This is a genomic window from Rhizobium sp. P43 (assembly GCF_056730705.1).
Genome location: NZ_CM161539.1, coordinates 3,645,714 through 3,666,103, shown reverse-complemented (window position 1 = coordinate 3,666,103; position 20,390 = coordinate 3,645,714). Strand labels below are relative to the sequence as shown.

General features: G+C 59.6%; 21 protein-coding genes and 1 pseudogene. 12 read left to right on the top strand and 10 right to left on the bottom strand.

The genetic code is table 11. The annotated features are described in order from the left end of the window. The first annotated feature begins 38 nt into the window (after positions 1-38). Both AC1PUL_RS18335 and AC1PUL_RS18330 read left to right on the top strand, forming a co-directional pair. Positions 39-1,562, top strand: a complete 1,524-nt coding sequence (locus AC1PUL_RS18335; protein WP_480465499.1) for a UbiD family decarboxylase — start codon at positions 39-41, stop codon at positions 1,560-1,562. Then, positions 1,559-2,128, top strand: a complete 570-nt coding sequence (locus AC1PUL_RS18330) for a UbiX family flavin prenyltransferase (RefSeq protein ID WP_156322792.1) — start codon at positions 1,559-1,561, stop codon at positions 2,126-2,128. The genes AC1PUL_RS18335 and AC1PUL_RS18330 overlap by 4 nt, the downstream gene beginning before the upstream one ends. A gap of 19 nt (positions 2,129-2,147) precedes the next feature. Here AC1PUL_RS18330 and AC1PUL_RS18325 read toward each other — a convergent pair whose 3' ends face one another. The 8 genes from AC1PUL_RS18325 to AC1PUL_RS18290 form a co-directional block, all read right to left on the bottom strand. Beyond that, positions 2,148-3,338, bottom strand: coding sequence for an NnrS family protein (locus AC1PUL_RS18325; protein WP_480465498.1), 1,191 nt, complete (start codon positions 3,336-3,338; stop codon positions 2,148-2,150). A 1-nt stretch (position 3,339) separates the two neighbouring features. Next, positions 3,340-4,560 (bottom strand): NnrS family protein, encoded by a 1,221-nt coding sequence (locus AC1PUL_RS18320; protein ID WP_480465497.1) that lies wholly within the window; start codon positions 4,558-4,560, stop codon positions 3,340-3,342. Next, on the bottom strand, positions 4,557-5,306 hold the full coding sequence (locus AC1PUL_RS18315) for an ABC transporter ATP-binding protein (protein ID WP_480465496.1): 750 nt from the start codon (positions 5,304-5,306) through the stop codon (positions 4,557-4,559). The genes AC1PUL_RS18320 and AC1PUL_RS18315 overlap by 4 nt, the downstream gene beginning before the upstream one ends. After that, positions 5,303-6,109, bottom strand: a complete 807-nt coding sequence (locus AC1PUL_RS18310) for an ABC transporter permease (protein ID WP_480465495.1) — start codon at positions 6,107-6,109, stop codon at positions 5,303-5,305. Before AC1PUL_RS18310 ends, AC1PUL_RS18315 begins: the two co-directional genes overlap by 4 nt. A 12-nt stretch (positions 6,110-6,121) precedes the next feature. Beyond that, on the bottom strand, positions 6,122-7,159 hold the full coding sequence (locus AC1PUL_RS18305; RefSeq protein ID WP_480465494.1) for an ABC transporter substrate-binding protein: 1,038 nt from the start codon (positions 7,157-7,159) through the stop codon (positions 6,122-6,124). A 103-nt stretch (positions 7,160-7,262) separates the two neighbouring features. Further along, a complete protein-coding gene (locus AC1PUL_RS18300; RefSeq protein ID WP_112241177.1) occupies positions 7,263-7,946 on the bottom strand; it encodes an NnrU family protein in 684 nt (227 codons plus the stop codon). Further along, positions 7,943-8,419 carry a hemerythrin domain-containing protein gene (locus AC1PUL_RS18295; protein WP_480465493.1) on the bottom strand — a complete coding sequence of 159 codons (477 nt, stop codon included), beginning with the start codon at positions 8,417-8,419 and terminating at the stop codon, positions 7,943-7,945. The genes AC1PUL_RS18300 and AC1PUL_RS18295 overlap by 4 nt, the downstream gene beginning before the upstream one ends. Before the next feature lie 10 nt (positions 8,420-8,429). Beyond that, positions 8,430-8,585, bottom strand: a complete 156-nt coding sequence (locus AC1PUL_RS18290) for a hypothetical protein (RefSeq protein ID WP_480465492.1) — start codon at positions 8,583-8,585, stop codon at positions 8,430-8,432. 124 nt (positions 8,586-8,709) lie between these two features. On the opposite strand from AC1PUL_RS18290, the gene AC1PUL_RS18285 reads away from it, so the two are divergent. The 6 genes from AC1PUL_RS18285 to AC1PUL_RS18260 all read left to right on the top strand — a co-directional run bounded on the left by AC1PUL_RS18285 (position 8,710) and on the right by AC1PUL_RS18260 (position 14,294). Beyond that, a complete protein-coding gene (locus AC1PUL_RS18285) occupies positions 8,710-9,255 on the top strand; it encodes a cytochrome c oxidase subunit 3 (protein ID WP_480465491.1) in 546 nt (181 codons plus the stop codon). 8 nt (positions 9,256-9,263) lie between these two features. Then, a complete protein-coding gene (locus AC1PUL_RS18280) occupies positions 9,264-9,539 on the top strand; it encodes a cytochrome C oxidase subunit IV family protein (protein WP_069041045.1) in 276 nt (91 codons plus the stop codon). A gap of 155 nt (positions 9,540-9,694) precedes the next feature. Beyond that, on the top strand, positions 9,695-10,147 hold the full coding sequence (locus AC1PUL_RS18275) for a c-type cytochrome (protein ID WP_480465490.1): 453 nt from the start codon (positions 9,695-9,697) through the stop codon (positions 10,145-10,147). Between the two features lie 27 nt (positions 10,148-10,174). Continuing rightward, on the top strand, positions 10,175-11,521 hold the full coding sequence (locus AC1PUL_RS18270; protein WP_480465489.1) for a cbb3-type cytochrome c oxidase subunit I: 1,347 nt from the start codon (positions 10,175-10,177) through the stop codon (positions 11,519-11,521). 61 nt (positions 11,522-11,582) lie between these two features. Beyond that, positions 11,583-12,386, top strand: a complete 804-nt coding sequence (locus AC1PUL_RS18265; protein WP_480465488.1) for an AAA family ATPase — start codon at positions 11,583-11,585, stop codon at positions 12,384-12,386. Positions 12,387-12,395: 9 nt separating this feature from the next. Next, entirely contained in the window at positions 12,396-14,294 is a 1,899-nt protein-coding gene (locus AC1PUL_RS18260) for a nitric oxide reductase activation protein NorD (RefSeq protein ID WP_480465487.1), read from the top strand. A 73-nt stretch (positions 14,295-14,367) separates the two neighbouring features. Here AC1PUL_RS18260 and hemN read toward each other — a convergent pair whose 3' ends face one another. Continuing rightward, positions 14,368-15,720, bottom strand: coding sequence for an oxygen-independent coproporphyrinogen III oxidase (gene hemN, locus AC1PUL_RS18255; RefSeq protein WP_480468626.1), 1,353 nt, complete (start codon positions 15,718-15,720; stop codon positions 14,368-14,370). A 195-nt stretch (positions 15,721-15,915) separates the two neighbouring features. Between hemN and AC1PUL_RS18250 the strand changes: the two genes are divergently transcribed. Together AC1PUL_RS18250 and AC1PUL_RS18245 are read left to right on the top strand one after the other, a co-directional pair. After that, complete coding sequence (locus tag AC1PUL_RS18250; RefSeq protein WP_054149260.1) at positions 15,916-16,197, top strand: DUF2249 domain-containing protein; 282 nt, start codon at positions 15,916-15,918, stop codon at positions 16,195-16,197. An 87-nt stretch (positions 16,198-16,284) separates the two neighbouring features. Next, positions 16,285-16,809 (top strand): DUF2249 domain-containing protein, encoded by a 525-nt coding sequence (locus AC1PUL_RS18245; protein WP_054149261.1) that lies wholly within the window; start codon positions 16,285-16,287, stop codon positions 16,807-16,809. Here the strand turns inward: AC1PUL_RS18245 and AC1PUL_RS18240 are convergent. Next, a complete protein-coding gene (locus tag AC1PUL_RS18240; RefSeq protein ID WP_480465486.1) occupies positions 16,773-18,017 on the bottom strand; it encodes an NnrS family protein in 1,245 nt (414 codons plus the stop codon). The two genes, AC1PUL_RS18245 and AC1PUL_RS18240, sit on opposite strands and share 37 nt — an antisense overlap. Positions 18,018-18,246: 229 nt before the next feature. Between AC1PUL_RS18240 and nirK the strand changes: the two are divergent. Both nirK and AC1PUL_RS18230 read left to right on the top strand, forming a co-directional pair. Next, a pseudogene (gene nirK / locus AC1PUL_RS18235) lies at positions 18,247-19,387 on the top strand (copper-containing nitrite reductase). Positions 19,388-19,456: 69 nt separating this feature from the next. Continuing rightward, positions 19,457-20,353: an SUMF1/EgtB/PvdO family nonheme iron enzyme gene (locus tag AC1PUL_RS18230; protein ID WP_480468625.1), complete on the top strand. Its 897-nt coding sequence runs from the start codon at positions 19,457-19,459 to the stop codon at positions 20,351-20,353. Positions 20,354-20,390 lie beyond the last annotated feature (37 nt).

The window sequence follows — 20,390 nt, the reverse complement described above, 5'->3', positions numbered from 1 at the left end:
CAAAGACGCAACCGAATTCACAGGTCATAGCGGTTCGCATGACACAGAACGCACCGCCTCGTCGCTACGACGGTCTTCAAGCTTTCATGACCGAACTGGAAAGGCAGGGACGGCTTCTCCGCGTCGCGCAGCCGGTGAGCCTTGTTCATGAGGTAACCGAAATCCACAGGCGCGTCCTGGCAGAGGGAGGCCCGGCCTTGCTCTTTGAGCGCCCGGTCCGGTCGGACGGTGCAGTGTCAGAGATACCGCTGCTTGCCAATCTGTTCGGCACGCGCGAGCGGATCGAACTTGGCTATGGCATCCCTGGCGGCAAGATTGGCGATCTCGCGGACCTTCTGGCCGAATTGCGCGAACCGAGGCCGCCGGCGTCGCTCCGGGATGCCCTGAAGAAGCTGCCTGTGCTTCGCTCCGCCATGGCGCTGGGATGCCGGAGGGTGTCTCACGCCGAATGCCAGGATATCGTGTTCGAAGGCGAGGGCGTTGATCTCAACCGACTGCCGATCCAGTGGTGCTGGCCCGGCGAACCGGCACCGCTGATCACCTGGGGGCTTGTCGTCACCGCATCGCCCTCCGACCCTAGGGATGTCAATGTCGGCGTCTACCGGCTGCAAGCGCTGGATCGCAGGCGACTGATCACGCGCTGGCTTGCCCATCGTGGTGCTGCGAAACACTTCCGGCAGTGGCAGGCCGTGGGACGGCATATGCCCATTGCGGTCGTGATCGGCGCTGATCCTCAGACAATCCTCGCAGCCGTTATGCCGCTGCCAGAGACCATGAGCGAGCTGTCATTCGCCGGTGTGCTTCGAGGAAAGCGCAGCCGCGTGGTGCGGGCGCTCACCCAACCCCTAGATATTCCGGCCACTGCGGAAATCGTGCTGGAAGGGACTGTTTCTATCGCGGAGACTGCGCTCGAGGGGCCTTATGGCGACCACACGGGCTACTACAATTCTGTCGAGCCGTTTCCCATCATGAACTTGAGTGCGATGACGATGCGGCAGAATCCGGTTTACCTCTCGACCTTCACCGGCCGCCCCCCGGATGAACCTTCTGTGCTCGGAGAGGCAATGAATGCTCTCTTCCTTCCCCTCGTGAAGCGCCAATTTCCAGAGATTGTCGATCTCTATCTGCCTCCAGAAGCGTGTTCCTACCGGGCGATCGTCGTCTCGCTCGACAAGCGCTATCCGGGGCAAGCCCGCCGGATCATGCTCGGGCTTTGGTCGATGCTGCCGCAGTTCAGCTACACCAAGCTCATCATCGTAGTCGATGCCGATGTTGACGTCAGAAACTGGAGCGATGTTATCTGGGCGCTTTCCACGCGGTTCGACGCCTCCCGCGATCTGGTAGTTGTGGATAACACACCCATCGACTACCTCGATTTTGCCTCTCCTAAGCCTGGGCTCGGTGGAAAGCTCGGTCTCGATGCCACCAACAAGCTTGGCGCAGAAACCGATCGGGAATGGGGCCGCGTGCTGCAAATGACGCCGGAGGTCTCGGCGCGCGTCGATGCGATCTGGCGCGAACTTGGACTTGGATCCCTCAAGACAAGGGAAGTTGAGCCATGATGAGGCGTGTCATTCTCGGCATGTCCGGTGCTTCGGGGGCGGCGATCGGTCTTCAGGTCGGCCGGCTCCTGGCGGCCATGGATGATGTTGAACTGCATCTCGTCGTCACGTCAGCAGCGCGCCGGACAATCGCACATGAGGCGGGCAACGAGGCGCTGGGCCGGCTAATCGGGCTCGCCGCTCATTTCCATTCGGAAAGCGATATCGGTGCATCGATTGCCAGTGGATCGTTCCGCACGGCCGGTATGATCGTCGCCCCTTGTTCGATGCGGTCTCTTGCAGCGATCTCGACCGGGATCACAGACAATCTTCTCACTCGCGCCGCCGATGTGCAGCTCAAGGAGCGTCGCAGGCTGGTTCTCCTTGCCCGCGAAACGCCGCTTCACCTCGGGCACCTGCGCAACATGGCGGCGGTGACCGAGATGGGGGCCGTGGTGATGCCGCCGGTCCCCTCATTCTACCGCAATCCAGCGAGCGTAGAGGATCTCGTCGCTCATATTGCGGCTCGTGCCGTGGATCTGCTCGGGTTGACGGACGCACCCTTGATACCGGAGTGGAGAGGGTAAGGGCGCTCATGGCTCCCTCCTATCCCTTTCGCGCTATCAACGGCATGTAAAAGACCACGTAACCCAAGAATGCCACGATCCAGGCAAGACCTGCGATCGGCAATAGCAGCATGGTGTGCTGCGGCCAAATTGCGACCGAAATCCTCAGCAGTGCCGAGAGGATGATTGGTGCATAGATGAGCCAGGTTGTCGAGTGCGGGGACGTCAAAGCCTGGCCCGTATGGCCTCTCGTGGCGCGGGTCATCACCGCCAACGTCACGACCCCGACCCCACCTGTCGTCCAGGCATGGATGCCTGCCGAGGCGAAGCCGGAGTGGTCCAACAGCATCGACAGGCCGGTCAGCAAAAAGCCTACGGGAATGAAGAGATAGCCGACATGCAGGATCGTCACGAGGGGCTCCCCAAGCGTGCGCTCGGGGCACCATCTTGCCTGTCGCACGAGATGAGCAAGGCTGGCGACAAGCATCAGCAGCCCCGTGGGAAACTGGAGGCTTTCAAGACCGCCGCCGACAGCGATCCACATCGCCAGTGAAAGGCTCCCAAGGATCATGACGGCGAGATCGAAACGGGCGAAATTCTGCGGCAGCCGCCCTGGATTGTTCGCCTTCAGCCAGTTGCCGGTAAATGCCGGAATAATGCGCCCCGCAACCAGAGAGATGAGGATGAGGATCGCAGACAGAGCCAGACGGTCGGCCATTTCGACGCGACCGTAGCGATCGAGCTCATGATGGAAAAACATCTGAGCGGCGCTCAGGAGCGCGAGAACGGCGATTATCTTGTAGTTGCGTCGGTTCGAGGCAGCAACAAGTTCTTTCAGAACAAAGATGGCGAGCACTGGCAGGAAGGCCAGCGCAACGAGTGTCGCGCCGAGCATGCCCGTCCATTCAGAGAGACTGATGGCAAGCCGCCCGGCGATCCAGAGAAGAAACAGTGCCAGAAGTGGCATGCCCTTCAAACCGGGCCTGCCGGTCCAGTTCGGCACGGCGGTGAGAAGAAACCCTGCTATCACGGCCGGGACAAAGCCGAAGAGAAGCTCGTGCTGGTGCCAGGCAACCGGGGGCAAGAGGGTCGGAACATGCATGAAGCCGAGGAACCACGGGACCCAGATAGCGATTGAGACGGTGGCCAAAAGCGCGCTGCCCGGGAAGAACAGACGGAACCCGCCAGACAGAAGACGCTGCGGGATGGAGGGGCCGGGAATTGTGGTCATGTCAGCACCTTTCCTGATCCACCGTTGCCGGCGACCAGAGCAGAGGAATATAGGCCTTGGCCCAGAGGAGGAAGGAAAGCGAAAACAGCGCAGAGGAGAAACCGTAAGCGCTGAAGGGCAGGGTGAGCGACGGCGCGAACTCCGAGAGGATCCGCAAAAGAACCGACAGGACCAGAAGCAGGATCGCCATCCGGGTTGTCTTCGAAAAAAGCAGCGGTTGACCGGTATGCAGCAGGCCTGCAATCGAGAGAACCTGCAGGACGCCGAGACCCAAGCCCCCCATTAATGCCAGATGCAGTCCGCCCAGCCACGGCAGGTCCAGGCCAATCAGGGAAAGTCCGCAGACAAGAAGGCCGGTGCCAGCCAGCGCACTCGACAGCCAAAGACCGCCAAGTTCGAAGGAAAAGCCTTCGCGCCCCACAAACCCCTCGGCGACCCGATCGAGAAAGGCCGCACCGGCAGCCAACATTAGATAGCCGCGCACGGCGTCCGAGAGCGTGGCTGCCTCTGCCACAATCACCAGCATGGTCAAACCCGCTGAGAGATGGACCCGGCCCGGATGCGGTCTGTAAGGGGAGGTCCTTTCCGTCGGATCAAGGATCAGGTTGGTCACTGGGACGGTGATGCGGGCAAGGGCGAGACCCAGCAGGCCTAGAAGCGAGAGCCCAAGAATTCTGATTGCGCGGTCTGACAGGTCGTAGGCGTCCATGGCCATTGTGATCCGCAGCAAGGCCGCAGCCGCAGCAAAGGCGGTGACGAACAGGATGAAACCCAGGAGACCGGTGCTTTTCTTGATCCAGGACAGGCGTAGCGCATAGGTAAGCAGGAACAGTATCCAGGCCTGATCGAACACGAGGCCAAGCAGCCACCCGTTCTCGATGGCGAAGAAGCCCAGCAAGCGGGCACCGGCCCAAAGACCTGCAGCCAAGAACAGGGGGCGTCCACTGAGGCGTTGCGTGTCCGTCCATTCCGGTAGGGCAGAGGTCAGGAAGCCAAAAAGCGCGCCTCCGAAGGAGCCGACCAGCATTTCCTGGGCGTGCCAGTGGCGGGGAAGGGAGGAAACGGCAAAAGGTAGATCGAGAGACCAAACCACGACCCAAAGAAAGGGCCACAGCGCCGCATGCAAGGCGGCAAGTGGAAACATCAGTCTGAGGCCTTCGGCGGACATGGCCCTGGCAAGATCGGCCGAGGGAAGCATGCGTATGGCTGGAAGCACACTCATGCCAGCCTCCGCTCGTCATGTTCTTCAACGACGGCAAACAGCGGATGATCGGAAATGAGCCTTCGTGCCGTCTCGAAAATCATTTCCTCACTGCGATGCCCCGGTGTCTCGGGAACAGAGACGCAGTCGAGAATTCCATGGCCGTAGCGGTCGAGAACCGCGATCCGGTGGCAGATCCGCAGCGCTTCATGGATGTCATGGGTGATGAAGAGCCCGCCCTTGCCGCTGTCTGAGGCCGTGGCGACGACGAGATCCTGCATCCGCCTTCGCAAGGCGGCATCGAGTGCGGTGAAGGGCTCGTCGAAGTAGAGGAAATCGGGGTCGGCGACGAGAGCACGGGCAAGCGCCGTGCGCTGGCGCATGCCACCCGACAACTGCGATGGAATCTTTTGCCAGTCGCTCTCTTCCAGCGATACGCGATCACAGGCCGCTGCAATTCTTGCCCTTCGCTCGGACCGCGCCACGGGGAGGCCAGATAGGCTGAGTGCCACGTTGGCTTCGACCGTCGCCCATGGGAGGAGGCGCGGTTCCTGAAAGACGAAAGCGCAGCGCGCATAGCCTCGCTCGACTTGGCCGTGGCGGGGGATAATCAGCCCGGCGGCGATCTGGGCAAGCGTGCTCTTGCCGCAACCGGACGGTCCGACCAGCGCGACCAGTTCCCCCTGGCTGACCTGCAGAGTGACCTGTTCGAGAACGGGGCGGCCGAGATAGACGTGCCCCACGGCTTTGAGCTGGAGGAGGGTCATCGGCGTACGCCCCAGGGTTGGGCGGCTTCCCGCCATGCCTCGGCTTCGGCGCGCAGTGGCTGAACAATTCCATATTCGACACTGATCAGCGCAATGACCGACAGGAGGATCCACGCAAGAGCTGCTTCCACATCGAGTGCGGAACGGGCATTGGCGAGCGCGCCTCCTATACCGCCGGCATTGGCCAGCAACTCGGCCATGACTGCTGCCTTGAAAGCCGTGCCCAGTGCCATGACCAAAGCAGGAAATACCGCATGAAGCATTTGCCGTAGGGATATCTGAAACAGGCGGGCCAGCCACGACAGGCCGGCCATACGGGCCATCTCTTCCAATCCCCGGTCTCGTGTCCGGATGCCCTCGGCTGCACCAACAAAGACAAGCGGCAAGGCGGCGATAGCCGCGGTGGCAATGACCGTTCCGGCCCCCATGCCAAACCAGATCATCAGAAGGACGATCCAGGCAATTGGCGGGACGCCGATCAGCAAGGTTACCTGCGGACGCGCAAGCCTCATGATCGCCGGATGGTATCCGGCCACCACGCCTGCCATCGCCCCAAACACGGCGGCGAGTGAAAAGCCGGCGAGCGCCCTCAGGCTCGTCGACACCACCAACATCTGATTGTCGGGGTCTGCTGCTAGCTTGAACAGGGTCTGGATCGTCTTGGCCGGTGCTGGCAACACGAAGCTGCCATAGGCTTCGGCTCCGAGCTGCCAAACGGCTGCAAAGACGGCAAGGCCGCTGAAACCCGCCCAGCCGGACCAGAGGAAGCGCGCCACCCTTCCCGCACGATAAGCTAGGCCCATGATGATCCAGCCCTATAGATAAAGTGACGCGTCCGGCATGCGACCGCCCACCATCTCGGGATGCCTCTCTGCCACGGCTTTGAGCAGGGTCTCGATCGGTCCGTGCGCATCACGCGCGGCAATGGCGACGAGGTTCGAATAGGGGATCGACGCCTCCAGCACAGGCCATGGGAGTTCAAGTGCCGACGCGGCCTGGCTCGCAGCCGCTGCCGGATTGGCGTTCACCTCGACTGCTGCCCGTGCAAGTCCCGCAAGAAGCGCGGTCGCCTGTTCCGGATGATCGTCCAAGAAGTTTTGCGTCAGGGCGAGACCTGCCTGGGGCATGACCGGCGTACTTGCGGTGACCATACCCCATTCCTTCTGCATGTCGATGACGCGGTGAAGCGCCTGACCACCTGTACTGGCCTTGAAGAGGGCGGCAGAGACTGCCGGTTCGGGTAGTAGCGCCGTGTCGATACGCCCTGCGAGCAGCATCTGAACGGCTTCGATTGGCGTGCCGGCCCGCTCTACCTTGACCTTGCCGGTCATTCGATGGTGGGCAAGCGCCGCATCGAAGACAAGTTCCGGCGTGTCATTGGGAAATGGCACGGTTACGCTTTGACCTTCGAGATCGGCGAAAGCCGCGATCTTATCGTTGCGCGATACCATATAGAGAAGGCCATTGGTCATTACGCTGGCCAGTTTCAGGCCAAGACCGCGCGTATGGAGATTTGCCGCCGCCGTTGTCGGCATCACCACGGCTCTCATGGATCCGGACGACAGGCCCGCCCGCATTTCATCGGGCGTGCGCCAGACCCTAAACTCCACCTTATCTGCGACGTTGCGCAGCAGGCCTTTGCCAACAGCATAGGCCAGCGTGATCGATGGTCCGGCAGGAGGGCCGAAGAGGACGAGTTGGTCGAGGGAGGATGCGCGTGCCCGTGTGTTGAGGAAGGGAAGGGCAAGGGTCGCTGCGATGCCAGCGCATAAAGTGCGACGGGTTTTTGCATAGCCTGCCGCGTCTGCCTCAATGATATTCGCCTTGCTGACCTGTTTCAGGGTGTTTGGCATCCCGCTCTCCGAAAATTGATTTATTTACTCATGTTATAGCCGTCCGCGTACGGATGTTTGACGTAGAGCAAGTAGTTTGTGGAATTACCGGCTGGAATCGTTCTCAGATGTCGAGCGCGAGAATCGGGTCTGCGCCAAACAGGGCGGCATGGCCTCCCGCGAGCAGCCAGAGTGTGATAAGCAGCGTCACGGCGAGCCCGGCTACCAGATGTCCATCCAGACGCAGCTTGGCGCGTCCGGAGAGCAGGGCGATCAACGGAAATATGGATGTTGATCTCTCGACTGGTAACCAGTCTTCTCCCATCCTGCGTCTCGCGCGCTTTTCCGCGACAAGGATACCGACAGCAGAAAACAGACCGAGGCCACCGAAGACAAGGAGCGATCTGGTATCACCGTTTGCTGCGAGGTGGCCGAGAGACCAGAGGAAAAATCCCCACAAGACCGGATGGCGGGTGAGAGTTGTAATCGCGCCAGGTGTAGTGCCTGTCATGAAGCTGATAGATGCGGGATTGGGACTGATTAGGCCTGCCGTGACCAGAAAGAGCCCGAGTGGCGACAACACGAGATTGGCGAGGATGCTCCGGGAATCCGGCCGCCAGATCTCTACATACTCGGTGTTCCAGGCGGCATGCAGGACCCATATCAGGAGTGCTACGGATGTTGTCGAATAGACTAGAAGGTAGAGCCGTAATCCAAGCGCTGCGGTTAGCCTGCCGCGGATGGTTGGTAAGGCAGGCACCGAATGCAACAACAAGAATGCTGCAAGCGCAAGAACGATCTGGGTCATGTTGGGAACACCTGCGTTTCGGGTTCCACGTTTAGAAGCTGCTGCAGCAGCATCTGCTCCGCAGTGATATGGCGCCGGACAGCTTCCTGAAAACCGCGAACCATATGGGCCACCGTTTCCAGGCTCAGTCTGCATCGTTTGCGAGCGACAGCGGCCAAAGTGAGAGATAGCTCACGGGCCGCGCGACGGTCGACGCGATGTTCGGACTTTACCTGATCGAGAAGAAGGGAGCCGAAACAGGAGCCGGCATGCAACTCGAGGTCGGGGTAGAACTTTTGCTCTTCCAGAGTATGGGCGGCGGCGACCAGCGGTTCGATGTGCTTGGCAACCTTCTGGATGCCGCGCGGAATTTCGCCGGCGTCGAAGTCCGTGGCCAGTTCCTCCAGCCTCAAGCAGAGAATGAGAAGATCGCGGTGCTTGTCCTCAAGCGCCCTGACCTCGGAGGCCGTCAGGCTGGATCCAGTCGTTTCCATGGTTTTTCCCTTATTGGCCGATGAACAGGATGACGCCGATGGCAAGCGAAGTCATAACGGCGGCTAGAGTGCCTCCGCCCTGGAGTACCCCCATGCGCTTCAGCATCAGGGCAAAGCCCATGATGACAGGTGTCGCAACGACAAGGCCGATTTGTGCATCCGTCATTTCAGTCATTCCCTTCTGTTGTGGAAGCACTCTGCCTGGTCTTTCGTCAGTCTTCTTTGCGCTCCCACAAAGAGCGCTTCGGATTTTTCTTTAGAACCGATCCCGACCAACGGGAGATCTGACCATGGCTATGCAAACGAGCCTCCAGGACGAGGCAAAGGACGACCACCTGCTGCTCTGGATCCTGGTGTGGAGCGAGCTGATCGCTTTCGGCATCCTGATCCTTGGCTTCCTCGTCGTGTCGACCTTTGATGCCCAGGCCTTCGAACTGGCGCGTCTGCATTTAAGGCCGGGGATCGCCGGCGCGAACACGCTTATCCTGCTGATCAGCGGTTACTTTGTCGCCGTGGCGATGCGAAGTCGGCTTGATCTTGAGGCGGTGAAACGGCCGTTGACGATTGCAGCCCTGCTCGGCTTCTGCTTCGTGGCGGTTAAGCTCTTCGAATACTGGGGTGAGGTTCGCTACGCTCAGGATGCAACGCTCGACACCTTCTTCGAGCTATATTTCATCATCACCGGCTTCCATCTGCTGCATGTCTTTTTCGGCGCTATTGCTCTTCTTCTTGTCGCCTGGCGCCCGGCACGGGAAAACCTGGTTCTGATCGCCACACTCTGGCATGTGATTGACCTCGTCTGGTTGGTCATCTTTCCCATTCTCTATCTTGCGTGAGGCTTCTCATGACCCGCAGACAACACGAGGAATTGGTGGGTGTGCTCGCCATGCTGATGACCTTCGCGATTGGCGGCGCAATTGTTACGGCGCTCGCTGGTCCAACGATCGTACCGATTGCCGCCGTTCTTGGGATTGCCTTTGCTAAGGGACGGCTTGTGGTTCTCGACTTCCTCGAACTCAGGGGCGGGCATCACCCCATGCGGATCGCGCTCATCTGCTGGTTAAGCATCATTCTGATCGCCGCACTCTCTCGGTCGCTGGTGGTCCTTCTGTTGGGATGAACATTCGCGCCGTTGCTTGCCAAAGCGCAAAGAACAACCCCGCTCACTCTCTATGAAAAGAACATCCCGCAGAGCCGGCGAGGGGATCGCTGGAGCCTTCGAGGCGGGGAAACCAGGTCGGGCCTTTTCAGCCCGGCAGACGGAAGGACAAGGGCATGGCAGAGCGCCTGACCAAGACCGGAGCGCGCAACGTCTTCTATGGCGGCTCCATTTTCTTTTTTGCGATCTTCGTGGGGCTCACCGCCCACAGCCATTACTACATCCGCACGGTATCGACCGACGAAACGACTCTGACTGACAGCGTCGCGCGCGGCAAGCATATCTGGGAAAAGCACTCCTGTATCAACTGCCACTCGATCCTGGGTGAGGGCGCCTATTTCGCGCCCGAGCTCGGCAATGTCTGGACGCGCTGGGGTGGTGATGGCGATCGCGACGGTGCACGCGAGACGCTTCGTTCCTGGATGGCGGCACAGCCCTCTGGTGTCGAAGGTCGCCGCCAGATGCCGCAATTCAATCTGACCGACGAAGAGATCAACGATCTCGCAGACTTCCTCGAATGGACCAGCAAAATCAAGACGCAGAACTGGCCGCCGAACGAGGCTGGCTGAGCCCTTCGTGACCCAAGGAGACAAAAAATGAAATATCAAAGCCAGAAGGTCGCGATGCTGTATTTTTACGGTGCGCTCGGCCTCTTTATCGCCCAGGTCCTGTTCGGGGTCGTCGCGGGTACGATCTACGTTCTGCCCAATACGCTCTCCGAGCTCCTCCCTTTTAACATCGTCCGTATGATCCACACCAACGCCCTGATCGTCTGGTTGTTGATGGGCTTCATGGGCGCGACCTATTATCTGCTGCCGGAAGAAGCGGAAACCGAGCTTTACAGCCCGAAGCTTGCTGTTGCGCAGTTCTGGATCTTCCTCATTGCCGCTGCCGCCGCGGTCGTCGGTTATCTCTTCGGCATTCATGAGGGGCGCGAGTTTCTCGAGCAGCCCTTCATCATCAAGATCGGCATTGTCATTGTCGCATTGATGCTGCTGTTCAACGTCACCATGACATCGCTGAAGGGTCGCAAGACTGTCGTCACCAACATCCTGATCTTCGGTCTGTGGGGTGTGGCGATCTTCTTCCTCTTTGCCTTCTACAACCCAACGAACCTGGCACTCGACAAGATGTACTGGTGGTATGTCGTCCACCTCTGGGTCGAAGGCGTATGGGAGCTGATCATGGCCTCGGTGCTCGCCTTCCTGATGATCAAGCTCAACGGCATCGACCGCGAAGTGGTCGAGAAGTGGCTCTATGTCATAATCGGGCTGGCGCTGTTCTCCGGCATTCTCGGCACTGGCCATCACTATTACTGGATCGGTGCCCCCGGCTACTGGCAGTGGATCGGCTCGCTCTTCTCGACGCTGGAAGTCGCACCCTTCTTCACGATGGTCATCTTCACCTTCGTGATGACCTGGAAGGCTGGCCGCAAGCACCCGAACAAGGCAGCACTGCTGTGGTCGATCGGCTGCTCGGTGATGGCCTTCTTCGGTGCCGGCGTCTGGGGCTTCCTGCACACGCTGTCTTCGGTGAACTACTACACCCATGGCACACAGGTGACAGCCGCCCACGGGCATCTCGCCTTCTTCGGCGCCTATGTCATGCTCAACCTTGCGATCATGGCCTATGCCATTCCGGAAATGCGCGGCCGCCAGCCCTATAACCAGTGGCTGTCGATCGCGAGCTTCTGGATGATGTGCACGGCGATGTCGGTGATGACCTTCGCGCTCACCTTTGCCGGGGTTCTGCAGGTGCATCTGCAGCGCGTGCTGGGTGAGAGCTATATGGCCGTCCAGGACCAGTTGGCTCTTTTCTACTGGGTGCGTCTTGGCTCTGGTGCCGTCGTGCTTGTGTCCGCCCTGATGTTCGTCTGGGCCGTGTTGATGCCGGGCAAGGAGAAAGAGCCTGCCTTTGGCGGCTATGTCGAGCCTGCAGAGTGAAACAGCGGCCCCGCTGTTTCAAAAAGCGGCGGGGCTCTCCCCAATTTTGAGGATCAGCAACATGAATATCATCGCCCGCAACATTCAGCCGGATATCCCGGCCTATTCTCCAGCCGGCAACGAATGCACTCTCTTCGAGACAGCCTGGACGCGGCAGTTGCCGCTTCTCCTCAAAGGACCGACAGGCTGCGGAAAGACCCGGTTCGTCAGTCATATGGCGCAAAGGCTTGGCTTGCCGCTGACCACCGTCTCCTGCCACGACGATCTGGCGGCCGCCGATCTCACCGGCCGTTTTCTTTTGAAGGGAGGTGAGACGGTCTGGGTCGACGGACCGCTGACCCGGGCAGTCCGTGAGGGCGGTGTGTGCTATCTCGACGAGGTGGTCGAGGCGCGCAAGGATGTCGCCGTCGTGCTCCACCCGCTCACCGACGACCGGCGCATCCTGCCATTGGAGCGGACAGGCGAAGAGCTTGAAGCGCCGCCGGCCTTCATGCTCGTTGTCTCCTACAATCCTGGCTATCAAAGCCTCCTCAAAGCGTTGAAGCCCTCGACTCGCCAGCGTTTTGTCGCCATCGAGTTCGACTTCCTGCCCAAGGCGAGGGAGATCGAGGTTGTCTCGGCAGAAAGTGGACTGCCTGCCACGGCTGTAGAGCCATTGGTCGAACTGGCGCGGCGGCTGCGGGCATTGAAAGGTCATGACCTGGAGGAGGGCGTCTCGACGCGTCTGCTGGTTTACTGCGCGAGCCTCATCGATGCCGGTCTTGCGCCACGGGACGCCGTTCGTGCCTCCATGATCGAGCCGATGACCGACGAACCTGACGTGCGTACCGCACTCCTCGAACTGGCACAGGCGGTCATCCGCTAGGAGAATGTCATGCTGGACTTTCTGGAGCTTGAGGAGACGGTCGGGCGCGCCTGGCACAGGCTGGCAGGGGATACCCGCACCTGGCCGCGTTACCCCGAAGCGGCTGTCCTGCTGGAGGACGTGCTTCCAGTACTCTCTGTCTGCTTTCGTGGCTTCGGCGGTGAACGGACGGTTCAACTGGTGCCGGCGCGGGGCAGGACCTCGCAACACCGGCTGAAGTTCCGGCAACGCATGGGGCTGGGCGAAGAAAAGCTCATTCATCCGGCGCGGGACGAAGCTAGCGTGATGTTGCCCCCAGTCTTGGATCTCATGCCGGAGCAGTCACTCAATCTTGACCTTTATGTCTGGCTGGCCGCCGCCATGGCCGTGATGCCGCTTCAACCGATGACCGAGACTGATCCCCTCAAGGCAGATCTTGCACTTTTGGACGCGGCGTCGGCACTTGAAGCGCAGGTCCTGGAGACCTTCCCCGGTCTGGTCGATCGTTATAGTCGGCTTTGCCGCGCCCTTCTGTCGGAGCGCCGCCGCGGCTCGCTGCCTCGGGTTGAGGGGCTGCTGGAGGACTGCATCATTGATCTCCTGCGCCGTGGCGCGGGGCTTGCCCCGCTCTCTGCAGGTAATGATATGCCGACGCAGGCACCTGCGGGCTATCTGCCGATGTTGCCCGTGCCACTGTGGCCGCAGGCGGTCGTTAGAGAAGAATGGGTCGGCCGCCAGGAAATCGATCAGCCAGTTGGCTCCAGCGAGGCGGATGCGCAGGCGGCCGGACGCCATGTGGCAATTCGCGAGAAGGATTCCGCCGCCAAGGGCGAGCGCAGCCCCTTCATCCTGAATCGCTTCGAGAAGATCCTCGCCATGGCCGAGATGGTCAATGTCGACCGTCCCGCCGACGACAGTGACGATCACGATGCGTCGGCCGCTGACGAACTCGATGAGATGGTGCTTGGAGAACGCAAGGGCCGGCCAGCCGCGAAATTTCGGTTCGACCTGGATCTGCCGCCCGAGGCGCTCATCCATTCCGCGATCGAAGCGGAACTGACCTATCCGGAATGGGACTACAGACACGGGGTCTATCTGAAGGACCACTGCCGGGTCTTTGCCGGTCCGGCCTGCGAACAGGACAAGGCGCCGGTCCAGTCATCCGAGATGAAAGCGATGATTCGCCGGGTGCGGCGGCAGTTCGAAGCGATGCGTCCGCGCCATGAGCTGCTGCGTGCACAGGTCGACGGTGCCGATCTCGATCTCGATGCGGTCGTGCGTAGCCGCACCGAGCTTGCTGCGAGCGGTGAATGCTCCGACCGCATCCACCTGGCAAGCCGGCCGCAGGCCCATGATCTTGCGGTGACCCTGCTGGTCGACGTCTCGCTGTCGACCGACGCCTGGTTCAACGACCGCCGGGTACTCGATGTCGAGAAGGAGGCGCTTCTGGTTCTGGCCGAAGGGCTGGCAGCCTGCGGCGACATGCATTCTATCTTGAGCTTCACGTCGAGACGGCGGGACTGGGTGCGCGTCGAGACGATCAAGGACTTTGACGAGCCGATGGGTGCCTTGGTGCGCCATCGCATCGCCGCGCTGAAGCCCGGTTACTATACCCGCATGGGAGCAGCCCTACGCCACGCGACGGCCAAACTTGCCGAGCGTCCCAATCGCAAGCACTTGCTTCTTGTCCTGACCGATGGAAAACCGAATGATGTCGATCACTATGAGGGACGTTTTGCGCTTGAAGACACACGTCGGGCCGTGAGCGAAGCAAGGCGGCGTGGCATCCATGTCTTCGGCGTCACGGTCGATCAGGATGCCAAAACCTATGTACCGGCTGTCTTTGGCCACCATGGCTATGCCGTCGTTCCCGACATTCGCCGCCTTCCGGCGACCTTGCCACAGATCTACCGCGCGCTCGTCCGCTGATCCGCGAACGCGCAAAGGGGAAAGCCCGGACCGAGAGATCGGACCGGGCTTTCTCGTTTTTCGCCGTTTTGTCTCAGGCCGCGGTGGCGTGTGTTCTGCCCGTTTCGCCGAGATAGGCATCAAAGCACGACGCCACCGTTCGAACGAGGAATCTGTGTTCCGTGTCCACGCTCAGCACATCGCCACGCAAGGTCACAATCCCTTCGTCCAACAAGGTCTTGAGCAGCAGATTGGCTTTTCCAAAGCTCTCCTCCGGAAGTTCAAAGCCATCCGGCTTGGCTGTGAAATCCACTTGGAAGTCACACATCAACCGCTCGATGATCCAGGCGCGGACGCGGTCCTCCTGTGTGAGGCGGTAGCCTTTCGATGTGGCAAAGTTCCCGGAAGAAATGAGGCTGGCATATCGGCCGATGGCGACATCGTTCTGCGCATAGCCTTCGGCAAGACGTCCGATCGCCGACGAGCCGAACCCGATCAGTGTTGAGGCAGTGTCGGTCGTATAACCCTGGAAGTTGCGGTGCAGCGCCTTACGATTGGCGGCGATCGAAAGCTGATCCCCAGGAAGCGCAAAATGGTCGAGACCGATCCGTCGGTACCCGGCTTCGCACAGCGTCGCCGCGATGGCTTCCGCCTGGGCGTGTCGATCATGTGCGTCGCCGAGCGCTGCCGTGTCGATCAGGCGCTGGTGCTTCTTGAAGGCCGGGACATGGGCGTAACCGAAGACGGCGAAGCGTTCAGGGCGCATGGCAGCAGCCATGCGCGCAGTTTCAATTGCAGAGTCTACGGTTTGATGGGGCAAGCCATAGATCAGGTCGAAGTTGACGCTTCTGGCTCCAGCCCTGCGCAGGTTCGACAGGGCCGTTGCCGTCTGCTCTGCCGACTGTATGCGATTGATCGCTTTCTGCACCTTGGGGTCGAAACTCTGCACGCCAAGGCTCGCACGGGTCATTCCCGCTTCTCCGAGTGCTTCTGACATTTCGGGGCTAAGCGTTCTCGGATCGATTTCCACCGCCAGTTCGGTCGCGCCGCCAATACCAAAGGCCGCTGTGAGCGTGGTAGTCAGATCGAGGAACTCCTCCGGCGTCATGATCGTGGGTGTGCCGCCGCCGAAGTGAATGTCGCTGACATCCTGTCGCCGCCCGATGGCTTTTGCTACCAGCCTGATTTCCTGTTTCAGCACGGTCAGATAGTCGAGGATCGGTGCGTCCTTCTGGGTGATCGTGGTGTGGCAGCCGCAATACCAGCACATGGATCGACAGAAGGGCACGTGAAGGTAAAGCGACACCGGTTCGCTTTTGGGGATGTTCGCCAGCCAATCACGATAGGTGCCTGCTCCAATACTGGGCGAGAAGCGGGGCGCCGTCGGATAACTTGTGTAACGGGGCAGGCGGCTTTCGCCATAACGGCGGATAATCTCTGTGTTCATTGTATCGCTCCGGTTCGGTGCCCTAACGATAGTGCCAGGTGCCATCGCTTCGTTGTCGAAAGGCAAACAGGAACACTGCTTTCCTGGTTTTGCTTGTTACAGCACAACGAAGCCTAGGCGCCGGTGCTTCAGTATCCTGCGGTGCAGCTTACGCTGCATGCGACTCCCGCAACTTGCATTGAAGAAAGCCAGCGAATGACTGTTGTTGAAGATCATATTCTCAAGCTCGACGTGCGCGAGATTCCGCGCGTGGAAAGGCATCCCCGTATATTCGGAATGTTGAATTCACTGCTTCCGGATTACCAGTTGATCCTGACCGTCGATCATGATCCGGTTCCGCTCTACTACCATCTCGAGATGCATTATGATGGGATGTTCGGGTGGGAATACCTTTCCCGTGGTCCGGAGATATGGGAAGTCCGCATTCGCCGGAAGAAGCACGAAGGCTGCAACTGCAACTGCGGTGGTGGTCATTGAACTGCATGGGAGCGATCGGGCGATAGCGGTCGCTCCCATGCCGGTTCATCGTGATCAGACAGGTGAAGTTGAAAATTGGGAGGTCAAGTGTCGACAACAGCCAGTTTCAAAGAACTCGACGTCCGGCCCATCCTTCGTGACGGAGGTGAGCCATTTCCCGCAATCATGGATGCAGTTCAGTCGTTAAAGCCAGGGGAAGGCTTGCGTCTGCTTGCGACCTTTCGCCCTGTGCCGCTGTTAAGCGTCATGGCGCGCCGTGGTTATTCGGCCGAGCTCAAGGAGTTGGATGGCGGCGAGTGGGAGGTTCTGTTTATCCCAACCCCAGACACTTCTGCAGAAGTTCTCCACTCAATCGGTGCAGAGGAAGCGGCGGCTTGGCCGGACCCGTTGTGGAGGGTCGACCTCACCGAGCAGCAGCCACCGGCGCCCATGGAGAAAGTTCTCTCGCTGATTGAGCTCATGGAGCCAGGCGAAGTACTTTTCGCGGTGTTTTCAGAAGAATCGCGCTTTCTCGGTGCGGAGCTGGAAAAGCGCGGTCACCAATGGGTCGGCAATCTCGATGCTTCAAAGCGTGCCTATCGCATGTTGATCCGAGTGGGCGGTGAAGGTTGACGACCGGGTTGCCGCTGAACGTGACATAGGAGACCCGCATTGTCGCTTAGAAAGAAGACAAAGGCGGCAATCCAGAAAAAGCCAGAGGTTGCGACAAGCGCCCCATAGTATCCCGGAACGATGTCGGCTGCGATGCGGCCGCTTGCTGCGAGCAGTACGCACGGGACGGACAGCCGCTGGCGCAAGGAAAACTGCTCGTTCCGACCGGTGTGAAGGCGGATCGAACGATTCATGATCGCAATCATCATTCCTGTGACGGCTCCAATAGCAAGAAGATGCATTGCAGTGAGCAGGCCGAGTGTATCGAGCGCGGTTGCTGTAATTCCCAACAGGCCCAGGGGGATGAAGGCGTACGAAACCTGCATCGCTGCGATCATGGACGATTTCAGGATGATTGGCCTGAACCATCTTATTGCGCGGGCAAAATGCGAACCGGCTGCCACTAGTGCCACGATTGCCGCGAGTGGGCCGGACGGTTCAAAGGTCCAAGCCGTTGCGGCAAGGAGAGTGGCAACAAGCACGAAACGATCGATGAAGTGATTTGCGGGGGCGAGGCGTGATCTGCCCGCCTGGGCAAGCCAGTTGTTGGTGAAGCTAGGGATGAGCTTGCTCGCGGTCGCAGTGATCAGCAGGATATAGACAGAAAGACCTGCCCGTGCCCAAGCATCCACGTCTCCTCCGTTCATCGCCGCCATGTGAAACCCGCCATTGATCAAGGCAAGCGACACAACAGAAAGGATCGGCTTCGCATCTGCGATCCTTCGCGCAACCAAAACCTCCCTCACGCAGAAGTAGGCGAAGAGCGGGAGGAAGATCCAGTCGATCAGGAGGGTGGTGAGGGCCGTTGTTTCTCCGACCATCAGCATGGAGATGCGGCCGGCAATCCAGATGAGCACGAAAATGCCAAGCGGTTTGCCTGAAAGCGGAAAGCGACCGGTCCAGTTTGGAACTGTTGTCATTAAGTATCCGACCAGAACGGCCGGCATGAAGCCGAACAGCAGTTCATGCGCGTGCCAGGCGGATGGGCCGTAGACTTTCGCCACCTCAAGCGAGCCGTTCACCGCGCAAATCCAGATTGCGATCGTCGTGATGGCCCACAAAGGCGCACCGAGATAAAATGGCCGGAACCCATAAGACAGCAGGACGAGGCCGTCGCGTCCCAGGCCCCGCGGGATCCTGCCACTGGTTATTCGTTCCTTTTCCTTCATGGAAATCGCTTTCAAAAATACTCGTTCGACGCTGACTCAGAGATTTCCAGGCAAAGTAATTGATCTCGATCAAAGAGCCTCGGCTAAAATATTGTTTGGTCGGCGGCTGAATGACGCACTTCTTATTCCGCAGCTCATTGTTCCAAGTCAAATAGAACGGCACGTGATGAAGTAAAACAATGTCAACAGTTCGAGCGAAACGCTTACTGCACGACAAGGAGAGAAGATCATGACACAGTGCCTCAATCTGACCAGAAGAACAATGCTAGCGGGAGCAGTGTTTGCAAGCGCGCTTGTGCCCGTTTTGACAGGAACAGTGGCACGCGCCGAAGGCGGCGACATCAAGACCAATGCCGCAGCCGTGGCGGCTGACATCGCTAAGCTGGAGCGGGTGAAGGTCGATCTTATCGCGCCTCCTTTCGTCCATGCGCATGCTCAGAAGGCCGAAGGCGGGCCCAAGGTCGTCGAGTTCACGCTCACCATCGAGGAAAAGAAGATCGTCATCGATGACGCTGGCACCGAAGTCCATGCCATGACTTTCAATGGCTCGGTCCCCGGCCCGATGATGGTCGTTCATGAAGGCGACTATGTTGAGCTTACGCTGATCAACCCCGACACCAACAGCCTGCAGCACAACATCGATTTCCATTCGGCAACCGGTGCGCTTGGCGGCGGCGCGCTGACACTGGTCAATCCGGGCGAAACGGCGGTACTGCGCTTCAAGGCCACAAAGGCCGGCGTCTTCGTCTACCATTGTGCACCTCCCGGCATGGTGCCGTGGCACGTCACCTCGGGCATGAACGGCGCGATCATGGTCCTGCCGCGTGAAGGCCTGAAAGACCACAAGGGCAATGAACTGCCTTATGACAAGGTATACTATGTCGGCGAGCAGGACTTTTATGTCCCCAAGGATGCTGACGGCAACTACAAGAAGTATGAGAGTGCCGGCGATGCCTATTCGGACGTGCTCGAAGTGATGAACACGCTGACCCCGAGCCACATCGTCTTCAATGGTGCTGTCGGAAGCTCTGACAGGCGACAATGCTATGACGGCAGAAGTCGGCGACCGGGTCTTGATCCTGCATTCGCAGGCCAATCGTGACACCCGTCCTCACCTGATCGGTGGCCATGGTGATTATGTCTGGGCGACGGGCAAGTTTGCCAACCCGCCGGAGCTCGACCAGGAAACCTGGTTCATCCCTGGAGGCGCTGCGGGCGCTGCCTACTACACCTTCCAGCAGCCGGGCATCTACGCCTATGTCAACCACAACCTGATCGAAGCCTTCGAGAAGGGGGCGGCCGCCCACTTCAAGGTCACCGGCGACTGGAATGACGATCTGATGACCGCCGTTGTCAAGCCGGAAAGCTGACCCTTGTGAATGCACGGGGTGCTTGATGAGCACCCCGTGGACTTCCTCTCTAACTCGTTGGTAATCGCCATGTCCGGCGTCGTTCTCACTCCCAGGCAGCCCAACTCTATCGGCTCGGTGCTGCTGCCACTTTTGCTCATCAGTGCTTTGTCCACTGCTGTCGTATTTCAATCCGGCATCGTCCGGCTGAATGGTGGCGCCGATCTGCCGCCGCCTCAAACCATCTCGGTGGCGCCGGGCAGTTTCGTCTATCGTCAGCCCGGCGAATTTTACCGCGCTGGATATGCCGTCGATGGGCCGAAGGCCGAATACGTGATGACGGCTCCTGTCACGATCATGAAGTATCAGGTCAGCACTCAGGACTACGATGCCTGCGTGGCTGACGGAGCTTGCCCGGCCCGGGAATCGGTAACCCCATCTCGGTCTGACATGCCCGCCACTGGTGTCAGTCACGATGACGCAACAGTCTATGCCCGGTGGTTCTCGGAAAAGAGCGGTGGAGTCTGGCGCCTACCAAGTGATGCAGAATTGGCCTTTACCGCTGGCACAAAGTTTCCTGACGACGCTCTCGGCATAGATCCGGACAATCCGAATCCAGCCTTGCGTTGGCTAGCCGACTATGAGCGTGAAGCCGCCCGCAAGAGATCGAGGCAACCGGAACCACTTCCGTATGGCAGCTTCGGAGAAAGTGAGCATGGCCTTGCCGACTTTGGCGGCAGTGTCTGGGAGTGGACCACGACCTGCAATCGACGTGTAGACCTCGTCAAGCAAGGACAGCAAGTCACAACCGAAGCCTGCGGTGTCTACATCGCCGCCGGAAAACACAGATCGCCGTTAAGCTCGTTTATACGCGACCCGAAAAGCGGAGGCTGCTCTGTCGGAGTTCCCCCTGATCATGTCGGCTTCCGGCTGGTCGAAGATCGTCGCTGGTACGCGCCTTTGCTCTTTTCGATCGGTGCCTTGTGAGGTAGGTTATCCCTCGATTTGGACACTCGCCATGACA

Bases quoted from the DNA above. Each gene is read 5' to 3' on its own strand.
- AC1PUL_RS18250 (WP_054149260.1), top strand. From the start codon at position 15,916: ATGACTGTTGTTGAAGATCATATTCTCAAGCTCGACGTGCGCGAGATT.
- AC1PUL_RS18280 (WP_069041045.1), top strand. From the start codon at position 9,264: ATGACCCGCAGACAACACGAGGAATTGGTGGGTGTGCTCGCCATGCTG.
- AC1PUL_RS18275 (WP_480465490.1), top strand. From the start codon at position 9,695: ATGGCAGAGCGCCTGACCAAGACCGGAGCGCGCAACGTCTTCTATGGC.
- AC1PUL_RS18270 (WP_480465489.1), top strand. From the start codon at position 10,175: ATGAAATATCAAAGCCAGAAGGTCGCGATGCTGTATTTTTACGGTGCG.
- AC1PUL_RS18300 (WP_112241177.1), bottom strand. From the start codon at position 7,946: ATGACCCAGATCGTTCTTGCGCTTGCAGCATTCTTGTTGTTGCATTCG.
- AC1PUL_RS18295 (WP_480465493.1), bottom strand. From the start codon at position 8,419: ATGGAAACGACTGGATCCAGCCTGACGGCCTCCGAGGTCAGGGCGCTT.
- AC1PUL_RS18335 (WP_480465499.1), top strand. From the start codon at position 39: ATGACACAGAACGCACCGCCTCGTCGCTACGACGGTCTTCAAGCTTTC.
- AC1PUL_RS18260 (WP_480465487.1), top strand. From the start codon at position 12,396: ATGCTGGACTTTCTGGAGCTTGAGGAGACGGTCGGGCGCGCCTGGCAC.
- AC1PUL_RS18290 (WP_480465492.1), bottom strand. From the start codon at position 8,585: ATGACGGATGCACAAATCGGCCTTGTCGTTGCGACACCTGTCATCATG.
- AC1PUL_RS18315 (WP_480465496.1), bottom strand. From the start codon at position 5,306: ATGACCCTCCTCCAGCTCAAAGCCGTGGGGCACGTCTATCTCGGCCGC.
- AC1PUL_RS18320 (WP_480465497.1), bottom strand. From the start codon at position 4,560: ATGAGTGTGCTTCCAGCCATACGCATGCTTCCCTCGGCCGATCTTGCC.
- AC1PUL_RS18330 (WP_156322792.1), top strand. From the start codon at position 1,559: ATGATGAGGCGTGTCATTCTCGGCATGTCCGGTGCTTCGGGGGCGGCG.
- AC1PUL_RS18265 (WP_480465488.1), top strand. From the start codon at position 11,583: ATGAATATCATCGCCCGCAACATTCAGCCGGATATCCCGGCCTATTCT.
- AC1PUL_RS18325 (WP_480465498.1), bottom strand. From the start codon at position 3,338: ATGACCACAATTCCCGGCCCCTCCATCCCGCAGCGTCTTCTGTCTGGC.
- AC1PUL_RS18305 (WP_480465494.1), bottom strand. From the start codon at position 7,159: ATGCCAAACACCCTGAAACAGGTCAGCAAGGCGAATATCATTGAGGCA.
- AC1PUL_RS18285 (WP_480465491.1), top strand. From the start codon at position 8,710: ATGGCTATGCAAACGAGCCTCCAGGACGAGGCAAAGGACGACCACCTG.
- AC1PUL_RS18310 (WP_480465495.1), bottom strand. From the start codon at position 6,109: ATGGGCCTAGCTTATCGTGCGGGAAGGGTGGCGCGCTTCCTCTGGTCC.
- hemN (WP_480468626.1), bottom strand. From the start codon at position 15,720: ATGAACACAGAGATTATCCGCCGTTATGGCGAAAGCCGCCTGCCCCGT.
- AC1PUL_RS18230 (WP_480468625.1), top strand. From the start codon at position 19,457: ATGTCCGGCGTCGTTCTCACTCCCAGGCAGCCCAACTCTATCGGCTCG.
- AC1PUL_RS18240 (WP_480465486.1), bottom strand. From the start codon at position 18,017: ATGAAGGAAAAGGAACGAATAACCAGTGGCAGGATCCCGCGGGGCCTG.